Source organism: Micromonospora fiedleri (genome assembly GCF_016774385.1).
Classification (GTDB): Bacteria; Actinomycetota; Actinomycetes; order Mycobacteriales; family Micromonosporaceae; genus Micromonospora; species Micromonospora gifhornensis.
The window spans coordinates 89,772-105,488 of record NZ_JAETXL010000011.1 but is presented as its reverse complement, the minus strand read 5'-3'; the positions used below and the strand labels follow the sequence as shown (position 1 = coordinate 105,488).

At 69.9% G+C, this 15,717-nt stretch carries 7 protein-coding genes and 1 riboswitch; of the genes, 5 read left to right on the top strand and 2 right to left on the bottom strand.

The genetic code is table 11. The features are described 5' to 3' along the window. Nucleotides 1-157: 157 nt before the first annotated feature. Entirely contained in the window at nucleotides 158-2,395 is a 2,238-nt protein-coding gene (locus JMF97_RS26355) for a protein kinase domain-containing protein (RefSeq protein ID WP_273543945.1), read from the top strand. Nucleotides 2,396-2,494: 99 nt separating this feature from the next. On the opposite strand, the gene JMF97_RS26350 is transcribed toward JMF97_RS26355, so the two are convergent. Continuing rightward, on the bottom strand, nucleotides 2,495-3,238 hold the full coding sequence (locus tag JMF97_RS26350) for an alpha/beta fold hydrolase (protein WP_307817111.1): 744 nt from the start codon (nucleotides 3,236-3,238) through the stop codon (nucleotides 2,495-2,497). A gap of 640 nt (nucleotides 3,239-3,878) precedes the next feature. On the opposite strand from JMF97_RS26350, the gene JMF97_RS26345 reads away from it, so the two are divergent. Next, nucleotides 3,879-4,886 (top strand): glycoside hydrolase family 11 protein, encoded by a 1,008-nt coding sequence (locus JMF97_RS26345; RefSeq protein ID WP_203223971.1) that lies wholly within the window; start codon nucleotides 3,879-3,881, stop codon nucleotides 4,884-4,886. A 234-nt stretch (nucleotides 4,887-5,120) separates the two neighbouring features. Continuing rightward, nucleotides 5,121-8,024, top strand: a complete 2,904-nt coding sequence (locus JMF97_RS26340; protein WP_203223970.1) for an AfsR/SARP family transcriptional regulator — start codon at nucleotides 5,121-5,123, stop codon at nucleotides 8,022-8,024. Between the two features lie 90 nt (nucleotides 8,025-8,114). On the opposite strand, the gene JMF97_RS26335 is transcribed toward JMF97_RS26340, so the two are convergent. Continuing rightward, nucleotides 8,115-11,489, bottom strand: coding sequence for an endo-1,4-beta-xylanase (locus tag JMF97_RS26335; protein WP_203223969.1), 3,375 nt, complete (start codon nucleotides 11,487-11,489; stop codon nucleotides 8,115-8,117). 240 nt (nucleotides 11,490-11,729) lie between these two features. Then, nucleotides 11,730-11,935, top strand: a riboswitch (cobalamin riboswitch). A 135-nt stretch (nucleotides 11,936-12,070) separates the two neighbouring features. Between JMF97_RS26335 and JMF97_RS26330 the strand changes: the two genes are divergently transcribed. Next, nucleotides 12,071-14,446 carry a ribonucleoside-diphosphate reductase subunit alpha gene (locus JMF97_RS26330; RefSeq protein WP_203223968.1) on the top strand — a complete coding sequence of 792 codons (2,376 nt, stop codon included), beginning with the start codon at nucleotides 12,071-12,073 and terminating at the stop codon, nucleotides 14,444-14,446. Between the two features lie 47 nt (nucleotides 14,447-14,493). Continuing rightward, nucleotides 14,494-15,471: a ribonucleotide-diphosphate reductase subunit beta gene (locus JMF97_RS26325; RefSeq protein WP_238360203.1), complete on the top strand. Its 978-nt coding sequence runs from the start codon at nucleotides 14,494-14,496 to the stop codon at nucleotides 15,469-15,471. The last annotated feature ends 246 nt before the right edge of the window (nucleotides 15,472-15,717 follow it).

Here is a 15,717-nt window from a genome sequence, read left to right as displayed (position 1 = left end):
CGAACGCTGCCCGACGGTGCGGGCCGGCCGTGCCGGCTGGTCACCGACCCGTCGCCGGGGGCGAGAACGGACCGATGACAAAAGTTCGACAACAGGGGTGAGGTGCTTGCCATATTGCCGATGTCCACAATGCGGGTAGCCTGCCGCGGTGCCTGAGATGTCGCCGCCGTTAATTACCGATCGGTATGTTTTCTCGGAGTTGCTCGGTCAGGGTGGGATGGGCCGAGTGTGGAAAGCCCGGGACGTGATGCTCGAACGCGACGTCGCCATCAAGGAAATCGTTTCGCCACCTGGCCTGACAGACCAGGCACGGCAGGAATTGCGGACCCGGTCGCTGCGTGAGGCGCGGGCGATCGCCCGGCTCGACCACGTCAACGCCGTCCGCGTGTTCGACGTGCTGATCGGCGACGGCGGAGACCCCTGGATCGTCATGGAGTACGTCCCGTCGCGGGCGTTCTCCGACCACCTCGCCGCCGACGGCCCGGTGTCACCGGCCCGAGCCGCGCAGATCGGGTTGGCGGTGCTGGGCGCACTGCGGGCCGCGCACCGGGTGGGCGTCGTGCACCGCGACGTCAAACCGGCAAACATCCTGATCGGCGTCGACGGTCGGGTCGTACTCACCGACTTCGGCCTGGCCACCGCGGTGGAGGACACCAGCCTGACCCGCACCGGCATCGTGCTCGGTTCGCCCGCGTACCTCTCACCGGAGCGGGTCAGGAGGGGTGCCGCCGGACCGGAAGGCGACCTGTGGTCGCTCGGCGCGACTCTGTTCGCTGCGGTCGAAGGGGAGGCACCGTACGCCCGGTCGTCCAGCCTGGAGAGCCTCACCGCACTGGCCACCGAACCACCGCCGGTGGCCCGGCGAGCGGGCGCGTTGGCGCCGGTCCTCGAAGGGCTGCTCCGCAAGGACCCGGCGGAACGGATGGACATCGACACGGCGGAGCGACTGCTGACCCAGGTCGCCCACACCGACCTGCCCCACCCGTCCGGCTCGTCTGCCCGGCCCGACCCGTCTGCCCTGGCCGGCCCATCCACCCAGGTCGGACCGTCCGTCGGGGACTCGTCGGCCGACCGTATGGTCCCCACGTTCGTGACCGTCGCACCGGCCGGCCCGGCCGAGCCGCAGGAAACCAGGGACGACCTCCCCACGGGCCAGGTGCTCCGCGCCGGGGTGCCTGACGGCCCGGACCCCAGGCCTGAGAAGGACTTGTCTGCCGCACCGGCCCCGTCGGCCGCACCCACCAGGTCGGTGCGGATGACGCGCGGTCGGTGGCTGGTCGGTGGGCTCGCCCTCCTGCTGGTGTCGCTCGGTGTGGGGGTCGGCGTGCCGCTGCTCGGCGATCGGGCGGGTGAGCGCGGCGACGACCTGCCGGAGGCGGCGGGCGGGCCGGAGCCGCCGCTGGCCGCGACCGGCGTCTCCGCTCCGAGTGCCCCGGCAGCCACGCCACTGGCCTGGTCCACGTATCGCGATGACAGCGGATTCCGGATGGTGGCGCCCAGAGGATGGCGCATCGTCCGCGACGACGGCCAGGTCGAGTTCCGCGAGCCGGACGAGGGCCGGTCGCTGGTCGTGCGTCGGTCGGACCCGCCACCGACCGACCCGGTCGCCGAGTTGACCGCGCAGGAGCGCGCGGCCGAGGGCCGGTACCCCGGCTACCGCCTGCTCAGGATCGGCGCGGTGCACTACCAGCACGGCGCGGCGGACTGGGAATGGCGGCACACCACCGACGGCCGTGCGACACAGGTGCGGCAGCGGCTGTTCGTCACCGGCGCGGGCAAGGCGTACACGTTCATCTGGTCGACGCCCGAGGAACTGTGGGCCGGCAGCGAGGCGGCATTCGCCCGGATCGTCGACGGTTTCCGGCCGACCGGTGACCCGCGGCCGGTCACCTCGTCACCGGCGACCCCGTCGGCGTCACCCTCGCCGACGCCGTCGGCGGCCTCGGCCAGCCCGCCCTCGACCGCGCCGACGGTGACGCCGAGCAGTGCCCGCCCCCGCACCTCCGGCGAGCGGATCGTCAGCGTGGCGAGCGGCCGGTGCCTGGACGTCGGGGATCCGGACTCGGCCGCCACCCTGCACGTGCGAATCATGGATTGCGCCGACTCCCGGGACCGGAGCCAGCGGTGGTCGGTCCGTACGGACGGCAGTATGCGGATGGGCTCCCGATGCCTGGACGTGGCCAACGCGTCGACTGCGGACGGCGCGGTCATCCAGCTCACCGCCTGCAACGGCGGCGCCGCCCAGCGGTTCACCCTCAACGGCGACCGGCAGCTGGTCAACGCGCTCAGTGGGAAATGCCTCGACGTGACCGACTGGGGGACCGAGAACGGCACCCCGGTCCAGCAGTGGACCTGCAACAACACCGCCAGCCACCAGAGGTGGTCGATCCGGTGAGGCTGATCCACTCAGGTGGATCAGTCATCGATGCCGACGGCTTCTCGGCCGGGCCGGCGCACCCGGTTCGCGTTGCGCGCCGGGTGCGCCGGTCGGTGGTCAGCCTGCGGTGGCCCGAGCCGCGATGTCGATGAGTTCCGCGACGGGACCGGGCTGGGAGACCGTCACGGCGTGGGAGGCCTCGACCTCGACGGCGGTGGAGCCGGCCCGCTGGGCCATGAAGCGCATCGACTCCGGCGGGATGGCCAGATCCTGAGTGGTGATCACGGCCCATGACGGGATGGTCTTCCAGGACGTCGCGGTGGCGGTGTCGGTCAGGGCGGTGTCCGCGACCGGCCGCTGGGTGGCGGCCATCTGTTCGGCGACGTCGGCAGCGACGTCGGCGGCGAACACCCCGTGGAACTTGTCCTGCTGGATGTAGAGATCCGTGCCCATGCTCCCGTCGGGCAGGGGGAACGGCACGGGTTGCAGCGCGGAGGAGAGCTCGCTGCCCGGGAACTTGGCGGCCAGATCCCCGCAGCTCTCGCCGACGTCGAGCGTGAAGCTGGCGACGTACACCAGGGCCTTCACGTTGGTGGCACCCTGCGCCGCCTCGGCCATCACCGCGCCGCCGTAGGAGTGCCCCGCGATCACGACCGGCCCGCCGACGCTGTCCACGACAGCGCGTGTGTAGGCGGCGTCCGGTCTGAGACCGCGCAGCGGATTGGCGATGGCGATCACCGGGTAGCCCCGACGCCGGAGGTCGGTGACCACGCCGTTCCAACTGGCGGACTCGGCGAACGCGCCGTGCACCAGAAGGACGGTGGGCAGGCCGCCGGTGGACTGCTGCGGGTTCGAGCTCACAAATACACTCCCCTGTCTGTCGGGCGGTGCAGGCCCGCCTGTCGGGTGCCGCGTCAGCAGGCACCTCTCGGACAACGTCCCAGCTCACGGTAATTTCGACGCGGCGATCTTCGAGCGCTTATCGGACAATTGCGATCTAGGCGGCACCGCATGATCGGCGCGCGTACCCGGGTGCCGGTCGACCGGTGCGGCCCCGGCGTTCGTGAACGCCGACCGGCCTCGTGGCGGCGCTCCGGTTGTTCCCCGGTCGCCCGGCGAAAGCGGGCTGAAACTTCCGACGCCGGCGGCCTGGAAGCCTGCTCACCGGGCGGCGGTCGGGCGAATTCCTGCTGCGCGCGGCGCCGGCCTGCGGCTACTGAACAGCGACAACGGGCGTACGCGACGAGCAGCTGCGGAGTCAAAGGTTTCGGAAGTATTTCCGGAAGTTGTTGACGGGTCGACCATTGCGTGCCAATACTGTGCGCATCGATGCAGTTCGATCGCCGATCATGGCGATTCCCCTGCCGGGTCGGCGCAGAAAGCGATCGGCACCCCACCACCGCGGTACGACGCCGACAGCCCGACGGTGCTCGTCGGACCACCGGGATCCCGCCGGCTCGTAGCGTTGCTGGCCCTCAGCCAGCCGTCATGAGGAGGAAGTATGCAGGAGGGGCTCGTCCCACTGAGACGTCGCGGGCGCGTACGCCTCAGGTCTCTCATCGGTGCTGCCTGTGCGGTGGCGCTGATCACGACCGGCACCACCGCGATCGTGGCCAGCCCTGCCCACGCCCAGACCGTGACCAGCAACCAGGAGGGGAACCACAACGGCTTCTTCTTCTCCTTCTGGAAGGACAGCGGCAACGTCTCCATGACCATGGGGAACGGCGGCCAGTACAGCACCCAGTGGAGCAACGTCAACAACTTCGTCGCCGGTAAGGGCTGGAACCCGGGCACGCGTCGCAGCGTGACCTACTCGGGCTCGTTCAACCCGAACGGCAACTCGTACCTGACGCTCTACGGCTGGACCCGCAACCCGCTGGTCGAGTACTACATCGTGGACAGCTGGGGCAGCTGGCGGCCGCCGGGCGCGAACTCGATGGGCCAGGTCAACACCGACGGTGGCACCTACGACATCTACCGCACGCAGCGGGTCAACCAGCCCTCGATCGACGGCACCGCGACCTTCTACCAGTACTGGAGCGTCCGGACGTCGAAGCGGGTCGGCGGCACGATCACCACGGCCAACCACTTCGACGCGTGGGCCAGCCGTGGCATGAACCTCGGCAACCACTACTACCAGATCATGGCGACCGAGGGTTACCAGAGCAGCGGCAGCTCCAACATCACGGTGCAGGAGGGAGGCGGCAACAACAACCCGCCGCCCACCACCCCGCCGCCCGGCAACAACGGCTGCACGGTCAGCGTGAACCGGGCCGATGAGTGGGGCGACCGCTTCAACACGACCTTCTCGGTCAGCGGCACCAACAACTGGGTGGTCACCATCCGCACCAACGGTGGCCAGAGCCTGCAGAACAGCTGGAACGCCTCGATCAGTGGCAACAGCGGCACGCTCACGGCCCGCCCGAACGGCAACGGCAACAACTTCGGCATCACGCTCTACAAGAACGGCAACAACACGACGCCCACCGCGACGTGCTCGACCGGCTGATCTGAACAGCAACGCTGGGGTGTCGGCAGTCGCCGGCACCCCAGCGCCGTGTCTGCCTCCGTGTCCACACTGCCACCGGATAACCCGTCGTGCCGCCGCCGGCCATCCACATAGGATGACAGGCTGTCAGGGTGATCTTACGGATGGCTACGCTTGTGAGACCGTCGACGCGGATGGCTGACGGCCTGCCTCGCGATCGCCGTCCTGGTCGGTTCGACAGCCTGGGGGCGCAGAGTGTCGACGCAGGTTTCCTTCGGGGTACTGGGCCCGCTCATCGCGAGCGTCAACGATCAGCCAGTCAATCTCGGTGGGCCACGTCAACGTAAGGTCCTCGCCTGTCTGATCGCCGCCCGCGGACGGATCGTCTCGGTGGAGCGACTGATGGCGCAGGTGTGGGACGACACCGAGCCGCCGACCCAGGCGACCCTCTTCGGGTACGTCGCCGGACTGCGCCGGGCCCTGGAACCCCGACGCGCGGCCCGTACCCCGTCTCAGCTGCTGGTGCGGGAGGGACCCGGCTACGCACTGCGAGCCCCCGCGGCCGCGGTGGACGCCGAACGGTTCACCGCCCTGGTGGTGCAGGGCGACCGGGCGGCCTCGGCCGCCGATGTCCGCACCGCCGCGACGGCTCTGGACGAGGCCCTGAGCCTGTGGCGCGGTGCGGCGTACGCGGATTTCGCCGACGCGGACTTCGCCGCTGCCGAGATCGCCCGGTTGGACGCCCTGCACGCCGCCGCCCGGGAACAGCGCCTGGCAGTCGCCCTGGCCAGCGGTGAGCACCAGTGGGTCCTCGGCGACCTGGAGGCCCTCGTGGCGGAACAGCCGCTGCGCGAGCGACGCTGGGAACTGCTCGCCCTCGCCCTCTACCGCAGCGGCCGGCAGGGCGACGCCCTCGCCGTGCTGCGCCGGGCCCGCGAACAGCTCATCGCCGAACTCGGGGTCGACCCCGGTCCGCAGCTGCGTCGGATGGAGGAGGCGGTGCTGCGCCAGGACGTCTCCCTCGAACTGCGCCGACCCCCTGCCGACCGGACGCCGGTTCCCGGATCGCCCGGGCGCAACATCCCGGCGGCACTGTCGTCCTTCGTGGGCCGTACCGGCGAACTCGCGGCACTGCGACACGCACTCACCGAACACCGGCTGGTGACCCTCACCGGCGCGGGCGGGGTCGGCAAGACCCGGCTGGTGCTGGAGCACTGTCGGGTCCGTACCGATGCGGATGGCCCGTGGCTGGTGGAACTGGCCGGCCTGCGCGACCCGACCCAGATCCCCCGAGCGGTGTCGGACGTGCTCGGCCTGCCCGGGGTCGCCACGGCGGGGCAACTCGCCCGACGGCTCGCCGACCGGGAGGCGCTGCTCGTCGTGGACAACGCCGAACACCTGATCCACGGGGTCGCCGAGCTGGCGCGGACCGTCCTCGGCGGCTGTCCGGGACTGCGCATGCTGGTCACCAGCCGGCAGCCACTGGGGGTGCCCGGCGAGGCGGTCCTGGAACTCGCGCCACTGCCTGTGACCGAGGCGGTCGAGCTGCTGTTCGACCGGATGAACACCGCCAACCTGACGATGGGCGTCAACGACCCGGATCCCGTACTGGCGACACAGATCTGCCGGGACCTGGACGGCCTGCCGCTGGCGATCGAACTGGTTGCCGCCCAGTGCCGGATCCTCTCCCTGCGGGAGATCGCCTTCCAGCTCGACGACCGGCTCGGGATGCTCACCACCGGTACCGGTGAGGACAAGGACCGGCACGCCACCGTCCACAACGCGATCGGCTGGAGCTACCAGCTGCTCACCGGCGCTGAACAGACACTGATGCGGCAGCTCTCCGTCTTCGACGGCGGGTTCGACCTGGACGCGGTCCGGCTGGTCGGGGCCGGACCCGACCTGCCGAAGCCGGTGCCGGCCCTGTTGGGTCTGGTCCGCAAGTCGCTGGTGGTCGTCGATCCCACGACCGTGCCGCGCCGCTACCGGATGCTGGAACTGATCCGCGAGTACGCGGCCGACCTGCTGACCGGCACGGAGCGGACGCAGACGCTCGCCCGGCACCGGCGGTGGCTGCTGGGGCTGGTGGAGATCGGGGAGCAGCGGCTGCCGACCGACGACGGGGCGCACTGGCTACGGCGGCTCAGCGCGGAACGCGACAACATCCGGGCTGCCCTGATCTCCGCCCTCGCCGCCGGTGAGAACCTGACCGCGGCACGGATCTGCGGGGCACTCGCCTGGTTCTGGTACCGCACCGGGCAGGCCGCCGAAGGCGAGCGTTGGGGTGGGCGGACCCTGGCCGCCCTCGACGCCCGCGGGCCTACGAGCGCCGGTCCGACCGGCCCGGACGACACCGGCCTGGACGACACCGGGCAGTCGGCCGAGTGGACCCTGGCCCGGGCACGGCTGCTGATGGCCGTCGGGGGCTGCACGTACCTGGACGGGGACCACGCCAGCAGCGTCACCGCGCTGGGGGAGGCCGCGGGGCTCTGTGTGCAGCTCGGCGCCCGGCACCCGCTCACCACCGCGATGATCTACCTGGCCTCGGTGACCGCGATCCGTGGCGACGTCGGCGGGGCGCTGTCGCTGGCCGACGAGGCGGTACGGCTGGCGGACCTGGTGGGGGAGCCGGGGGCACTGGCCGAGACGCTGACCGTACGCAGTCAGCTCAGCCGGGCCTGCGGAGACCTGGCCCGGGCTCGCGACGAACTCGCCCGCGCCAACGCCCTGGCCCGATCCTGCGGTCATCAGTGGGCGATCCTGTCGACCGGGTGGATGGACGGCAAGGTCAGCACCGACCTCGGCGAGCCGGACCGGGCCCTGCGCACGTTCGCCGATCTGGCCCGGGAGACCGACCCCGAGCAGGACCGCTCAAGCTGGCTCACGCTCGTGCATTCGATGGCCGGAGCACTCGGCCGCACCGGCCGGGCCGGCACCGGCGCGATCCTGCTCGGGGCGGTCGAGTCGCTGGGAAGGACCATCGGATACCACCCGGAGCAGTCGGACCCGCAGGACGCACGAGCCAACAGCGAGGCAGTCGCGGCCGCCCTCGAGCCGCACGTGTACCAGACCGGGCTGGCCCTCGGCCGGCAGCTGACCTGGTCCGACCTGGCCGAGCTGCTCGCCGACGAGGGCAGGTGGTCGACCGGCCTGAACTGAGCCGCGCCGTCGGTTCCCTCCAGATGACGGGCCCCGGGTAGCAGGGGAGGGCACATCCGACCACGATGTGCCCTCCCGTCGTACGTGTCGCTACAGGTTGGCGCAGTAACCGACGCTGAAGGTGCTGGCCCCCGGCTTCAGGGTGCGGTTCCAGTCCACACCCCTGATCCGGTAGCTACCGTCGGCCAGGCGCTCCCGCTTGAAGTTCCAGGCGTCGTAGATGTCGCCTTCGAGCTGCACCACGGCGGACCAGTCGACCGGCTTGTCGCTGGTGTTGGTCGCGGTGATGGTCGCGCAGTAGCCGCCACCGCTGTCGGAGTACCAGCGGGTGATCTGCTTCAGCGCCACCGTCACGTTGGACCCGGCCACCAACCGGCCGACCCCCCAGCGCGCGGTGCTCTGGTAGCCCGCGCCCTCCTGCTCGGCCCAGTTGCGGATGCTCGTCCGGGCCCCGTCGGAGGCGTCGTTGACCTGGAAGTCCAGGCCGTGGAAGGTGTCCAGGCCACCGTATTCGAGCAGGCTGATCGCCGCCTCGACGGTGTAGCCCGTCGGGGTGCGGACCGTCGCGCTCTCCAGCCGGCTCGCCTGGAACCCCTCGTCGCCGGTGCCGAACGACACCACGTTGTCGGCGTTGATCCGGATCTGCGTGTCGTCGTACCGGAAGCTGCCGTTCTTGAAGTTGCCGGCGTCGACGTAGATCTCGACCGAGTCCTGGATCCACGGGTCGGAACCGGAGACGTCCACCACCGGGTCGGTGACCTCGGCCAGCACGTAGAGCGTCTGACCCCGCCAGAGGGTACGGACCTGAGCGCTCGCGCCGTCGGTGCCGGAGACCTGCTTGGCCGTGGTCACCGTGGTCGCGTTCGCCCAGGCGGCGTCGACCGAGCCGTCGATCACCAGTGCCTCGGCGGCCTCCCGCACCTCCACGTACGACAGCTCCTCGACCAGGGTCAAGGTGCCCACCGCGCCCGCGGTGTTCCACCCGGAGGTGGTGTCACCGTCGCGCACCTGCACGTCCAGGGTGCGGGTGTCGCCCTCGGCCGCTGCGGTCAGCGGCAGGTGGGCGACCAGGTGGTACCCGCCGTCGCGGGCGGCCGCCACGGCCGGTACGTCACCGCTGCCGTCCCGGCCGACGTGGTAGGTCTCGCCGCCCAGCACGAAGCTGACCCGGTCGCTGCCGGAGACCGTGGTGTCGTCGACCGTGACATACGCGGTCAGGTGGTCCGGCGCCCAGCGCAGCTGGAACCCGGCGACGTCCTCGACGGAGTGCAGCGGCAGCTTGCGCCAGGTCAGGTCCGTGGGTGCGGCGGCGGTCAGCGCCACGTCACCGGCGAAGACGTTGGCGGTCCGCAGCCGGGCGGGCAGCTCACCGTCGACCGCCCCGTGGTAGGCGGGCTTGGCCCGCAGGTTGTCGTCGAACAGCAGCGGCCCGCCGTTGCCGGAACGCCAGGACCGCCCGTCGGTGAGCCCCCAGACCGTGACGGCCAGCAGATCATCGGCGTACGCCCGGAAGATCCGGAAGGCGTCCCGGTAGTAGTAGCCCTGGTCGATGAACTTCGCCTGGGTGGCCGGGGTGCCGGTGGTGACGTCGAGTTCGGTGACGGCCTGGGTGACCGGCAGATCCGCGAACGTCTCCAACGCGGTCTCCAGGGCGCTGACCGGCATGGCCAGCGAGACGTGGAACTGGTGACCCACCCCGTGCACCGGCACACCACGGGCGAGCAGGCGCTGCACCAGGGCCAGGTAACGGGCCTGCTTGCCGCTCTGCTCGGTGTTGTAGTCGTTGATGAACAGGGTGACCGGACGGTCGGCGCCCTCGGCGGCGTACACGTCGTTGAACGCCTCGTCGGCGTATTCGAAGGTCAGGTCGATGAAGCTCTCACCGAGGATCCGGTACCACTCGCTGCGACGCAGACCGTCGCTGTACTCGCCGCTGTCGCTGACCACCTCGTTGACCGCGTCGAAGGCGTACAGCGGGTTGGTGGGGGAGCCGAAGGGGCCGTACCGCTCGCTCATCGACTCGGCGACGTTGAAGATGTGCGTACGCAGCCGATCCCGCAGCACCTGCTGGTCGGCCGCCGAGGTGGTCAACGGCTGGCCGGCAGAGTCGGTGAAGAACCAGGCCGGGGTCTGGCTGTGCCACACCAGCACGTGCCCGTAGACACGCAGGTCGTTGTCGCGGGCGAAGTCCATCATGGTCAGCGCCTGCTCGTGCGGGCGGAAGTTGCCCGCCTCGTCGTACCAGGCCTCCGGCTTCATGTGGTTCTCGGCCGTGATCTGGTTGAAGTGCCGGGTCAGCAGCTGGGCGGGAGCACCGATCGTCTCCCGGCTGTCGATGGCCACGCCGACCGGGAAGTCGGTGGTCTCGTACAGCGGGGTGAGGTCCTCGATGACCGGCGGCTCGGGCACCTGGACGACGATGTCGTCGGCCAGGAAGTCGCTGGTGTTGCCGGTCACGTCCTCGCCCTGCCAGCGGGTCTCGAAGTAGAGGAAGGCGCTGTCCGCCGCCGGCATGGTGAACCGGGCGGTCACCTCCGTCCAGCCGGAGTTGGTGATCGTCTCGAACTGGGCGAGGGTGCTGAACGACTGACTGTCCCCGGTGGTGCTGGCCAGGCTGAGCCAGATCTGGTCGGCCGGCTGACCTGCGGCGAACCGCAGCCACGCGCTGAGCTCGTAGGTGACACCCGCGGTGAACAGGCCGGTCACGTCGCGGCCCAGGCCGGCGCCCTGGTTCACCCGGTCGGTGACCAGTACGGCGGAGGTGCCGCCGTGCGCGACGTCGGTGAGGGTGACCGTCGGGGCACCCGGACCGCCGTCGCGGGGTCCCCAACCGTCGAGGCCGTCCTCGAAGTCGGTGTCGATGACGATCGTGCCCGGCTCCGGCCCGCCCCCGCCGCCGTCCAGCGCGGTGATCAGGACGTCGTCGAGCAGGAACGGGGTGTTGCCTTCCGCCTCCACGTAGAGGGTGGCGGCGTCCAGGCCGGTGGGCAGGGTGTACTCGCCGCCGATGCGTACCCACTCGTCGGCGGTGGTGGTGACGTTGTCGCCGATCCAGGTGTAGGTGTTCTCGCCGCCACCGGCCGGGGTGGACTCGACGGTGAAGTGCACGCCGGCGCTGCCCTCGGTGCCGGTCGGAAGTTTCGCCCAGGCGGTGACCGTGTACCGGTTGCCGGGCCGCATCAGCGCGGTCGCGCTCGTGGCCGGTCCCTGCCAGTTGGCGGTACGGCCGGTGACCGAGAGGCTGCCGTCGCTGTCGTGACCCTCGTCGGCGATGGCGAGGGTCACGTCACCGCGTGGCCCCCAGGGGGCGTACGAGCCGGACTCGAAGTCGTTGCTGAGCACGACCTCGTCGGCCGCGGCCGGGGTGGGGGCGACGGTGATGGCCGCGACGAGCGCGGCCGAACAGAGTACGGCGAAAGCTCGTGATCGGCGTCGTGATCGTTGGGACGGATTCCACAGGCGCATCGACTGGTCCCTTACGCAAATTGGACAGTGGTGGGGGTGCCTGACGTCGGGTTTCCGGACAGATCCAAGCGCGTGCATGCTATGTCGACCCGATTGGCATAGCCAGAACTTCCGGAAGTTTTCGGAAAGATGCGTGGGGTCGGTGGCCTCGGCGGCTGCCGTCGCGCTCGGGCGGATGATTCGATCGACACGCGTGGCGACACAGCATGTGGTGTTGAGGTTCCTGGCCAGTTCCCATATATAGTGGTGCCCGCAGCTGGTTCGGCAGTCACTCCACGACGGCCGAGGCAAGAGGGAACCCGGTGGAATTCCGGGACTGCCCCGCAGCGGTGAGTGGGAACGACCGCCGTCAACGAAGCACTGGGCCCGCCAGGTCTGGGAAGCGACGGCCAGTAGGCACGAACACGCCCACGAGTCCGAAGACCTGCCAGCGCGCCGCACGCGTACGTGTGCGGCGGTCGAAGGCCGCGCGGGACGGCCGACGCCATCAGTTGGTCGTCGACGGCACCCAGTCCGTCCGGTGACCGGCGGCGTCCTCCCGCGTGCCCGTCGACCTTCACCGACCGGTACGAGGAGGGACCATGACGGTGACCCGGGAACAGGCGGGGCCGGAGCAACGCCGGCACGTGATGCAGGTGCGTAAACGCAACGGCGACACCGAGCCGGTGGACGTCAACAAGATCGTCAAGGCGGTGGAGCGCTGGGTCACCGACCTGGACGAGATCGACCCGCTGCGGGTGGCGACGAAGACGATCAGCGGCCTGTACGACGGCGCGACCACCGCGGAGCTGGACAAGCTGTCGATCCAGACGGCCGCCGAGCTGATCGGTGAGGAGCCGCAGTACTCCAGGCTCGCGGCGCGGCTGCTGGCCGCGTTCGTCGACAAGGAGGTACGCGGCCAGCAGGTGGCCAGCTTCAGCCAGTCCATCCGGTACGCCCACGGCCTGGGGCTGATCGGCGACGCCACCGCTGCGTTCGTGGCCCGCAACGCCCGCAAGCTGGACGACGCCGTCGACCCGGCGGGGGATCTGCGGTTCGAGTACTTCGGGCTGCGCACCGTCGCCGACCGATACCTGCTGCGGCATCCGCAGACCCGGCAGGTGGTGGAGACCCCGCAGTACTGGCTGCTGCGGGTCGCCTGCGGGCTGTCCCAGACGCCGGGCGAGGCGATCGGCTTCTACCGGCTGATGTCCAGCCTGGCCTATCTGCCGAGTTCGCCGACGCTGTTCAACTCCGGCACCCGACACACCCAGATGTCGTCGTGTTTCCTCGTCGACTCGCCGCGCGACGAACTCGACTCGATCTACGAGCGCTACCACCAGGTGGCGAAGCTGTCGAAGTTCTCCGGTGGGATCGGCATCTCCTGGACCCGGGTGCGGGGCCGGGGCGCGTTGATCCGGGGCACCAACGGCAGGTCGAACGGCATCGTGCCGTTCCTCAAGACCCTCGACGCCGGGGTGGCGGCGGTCAACCAGGGCGGCCGGCGCAAGGGCGCGGCCTGCGTCTACCTGGAACCCTGGCACCCGGACATCGAGGAGTTCCTGGAGCTGCGGGACAACACCGGGGAGGAGTCGAGGCGTACGCACAACCTGAACCTGGCCAACTGGATCCCGGACGAGTTCATGCGCCGGGTGGAGGCCGACGGCGACTGGTCGCTGATCGACCCCTCCGACGCGCCGGAGTTGCCCGACCTGTACGGCGAGGCGTTCGACGAGGCGTACCGGGCGGCGGAGAAGAAGGCGGTCCGTACCGTCAAGGCCCGCGACCTGTACGGGCGGATGATGCGCACCCTCGCGCAGACCGGCAACGGGTGGATGACGTTCAAGGACGCGGCCAACCGGCTGTCCAACCAGACCGGCGCGCCGGGCAACACCATCCACCTGTCGAACCTGTGCACCGAGATCCTGGAGGTCAACAGCGACACCGAGACGGCGGTGTGCAACCTCGGGTCGATCAACCTGGCCGCGCACGTCAGCGCGGACGGCATCGACTGGGAGAAGCTGCGCGCCACCGTCCGCACGGCGGTGCTCTTCCTCGATCGGGTCATCGACATCAACTACTACCCGGCCGAGCAGGCGGCGGCGTCGAACCCGCGCTGGCGACCGGTCGGGCTCGGGCTGATGGGCCTGCAGGACGCCTTCTTCACCCTGCGCATGCCGTTCGACTCCACCCCGGCCCGGGAGCTGTCCAGCCGGGTGCAGGAGGAGATCCTGCTGACCGCCCTGGAGACCTCAGCACAGCTCGCCCATCAGTTCGGCCCGCACCCGGCGTACGCGCAGACCCGGGCCGCGCGCGGTGAGCTGCACCCGGACCTGTGGGGCGCCGACCTCACCCAGGTCGAGCGGTGGGCGGCGCTGCGCGAGACGATCGCCGCGCACGGCCTGCGGAACTCGCTGCTGGTGGCCATCGCGCCGACGGCCACCATCGCCTCGATCGCCGGCTGCTACGAGTGCATCGAACCGCAGGTGTCCAACCTGTTCAAACGCGAGACGATGTCCGGCGAGTTCCTCCAGATCAACACCTACCTGGTACGCGAACTCAAGGCGCGCGGGCTGTGGACGGCATCGATCCGCGACCAGATCAAACGCGCCGAAGGGTCGGTGCAGGGCATCGCCGAGCTGCCCGACGAGGTACGGCAGCTGTTCCGCACCGCGTGGGAACTGCCGCAACGGGCGCTGATCGACCTGGCCGCCGCCCGGGCCCCGTTCATCGACCAGTCGCAGTCGCTGAACCTGTTCATCAGCGCGCCGACCATCGGCAAACTCTCCTCGATGTACCTCTACGCCTGGAAGTCCGGGCTGAAGACCACCTACTACCTGCGGTCGCGTCCGGCGACCCGGATCCAGCAGGCCACCGTCGCGGTCACCCCGACCGCCCCGGCGATCGTCGCCGTCGGCGACGACGAGGCGTTGGCCTGCTCCCTGGAGAACCCCGAGAGCTGCGAGGCCTGCCAGTGACCACCGTTTCCGAAACCCAGACCCGGCACCTGCTGCTCGACCCGGGCATGGACCTGACCCTGCGGCCAATGCGCTACCCGCAGTTCTTCGACCGCTTCAAGGACGCGATCAAGAACACCTGGACGGTGGAGGAGGTGGACCTGCACGCCGACCTCGCCGACCTGGCCAAGCTCTCCCCGGCCGAACAGCACCTGGTGTCCCGGCTCGTCGCGTTCTTCGCCACCGGCGACACCATCGTCGCCAACAACCTGGTGCTCAACCTCTACCAGCACGTCAACTCCCCGGAGGGCCGGCTGTACCTGTCCCGGCAGCTGTTCGAGGAGGCGGTGCACGTCCAGTTCTACCTGAACCTGCTCGACACCTACGTGCCCGACGAGAAGCAACGGTACGAGGCGTTCGCGGCGGTGGAGAACATCCCGTCGATCGCCCGCAAGGCCGAGTTCTGCTTCAAATGGATCGACTCCATCTTCGAGCTGCGCGAGCTGAAGACCCGCGCCGACCGCCGTGCCTTCCTGCTCAACCTGATCTGCTTCGCCGCCTGCATCGAAGGACTGTTCTTCTACGGCGCCTTCGCCTACGTGTACTTCCTGCGCTCCCGGGGTGTGTTGCACGGGCTGGCCTCCGGCACCAACTGGGTGTTCCGCGACGAGTCGATGCACATGGCCTTCGCCTTCGACGTGGTCGACACCGTACGCGCCGAGGAGCCCGACCTCTTCGACGCCGAAATGGAGCAGCAGGTGCGCGACATGCTCGCCGAAGCGGTCGACTGCGAGGTCCAGTTCGCCGCCGACCTGCTGGAGCAGGGCGTCTCCGGCATGCCGCTGGCCGACATGCGCCAGTACCTGCAACACGTGGCCGACCGCCGGCTGGCGATGCTCGGCATCGCACCGATGTACGGCTCGACGAACCCGTTCGCGTTCATGGAACTGCAGGACGTACAGGAGTTGTCCAACTTCTTCGAACGCCGTGTCTCGGCCTACCAGGTCGGTGTCACCGGCACGGTGGCCTTCGACGACGACTTCTGATCCCGGTCTCACCCGATCCGCCGTTTCGGCGGTATGGCGGTCACCTACCCACCCGGATACCGCCATACCGCCGAAACGGCTTCCACATCCCGCCAAACCGTCCTACCCGCGCCAGCCAGGCCCGCATGTCCGCAGGTTCGCATGTCCGCAGGCCCGCTTATGGGTTGTGGCCCCTTTGCTCTGCTTCAACCCACGCATCGGGTTCGGCAGCAAACCGGTGCGTGGGTTGAAGCAGAGCAAAGGAGG

Coding starts and splice junctions, on each gene's coding strand:
- JMF97_RS26355 (WP_273543945.1), top strand. CDS start 158: ATGTCGCCGCCGTTAATTACCGATCGGTATGTTTTCTCGGAGTTGCTC.
- JMF97_RS26345 (WP_203223971.1), top strand. CDS start 3,879: ATGCAGGAGGGGCTCGTCCCACTGAGACGTCGCGGGCGCGTACGCCTC.
- JMF97_RS26335 (WP_203223969.1), bottom strand. CDS start 11,489: ATGCGCCTGTGGAATCCGTCCCAACGATCACGACGCCGATCACGAGCT.
- JMF97_RS26330 (WP_203223968.1), top strand. CDS start 12,071: ATGACGGTGACCCGGGAACAGGCGGGGCCGGAGCAACGCCGGCACGTG.
- JMF97_RS26325 (WP_238360203.1), top strand. CDS start 14,494: ATGGACCTGACCCTGCGGCCAATGCGCTACCCGCAGTTCTTCGACCGC.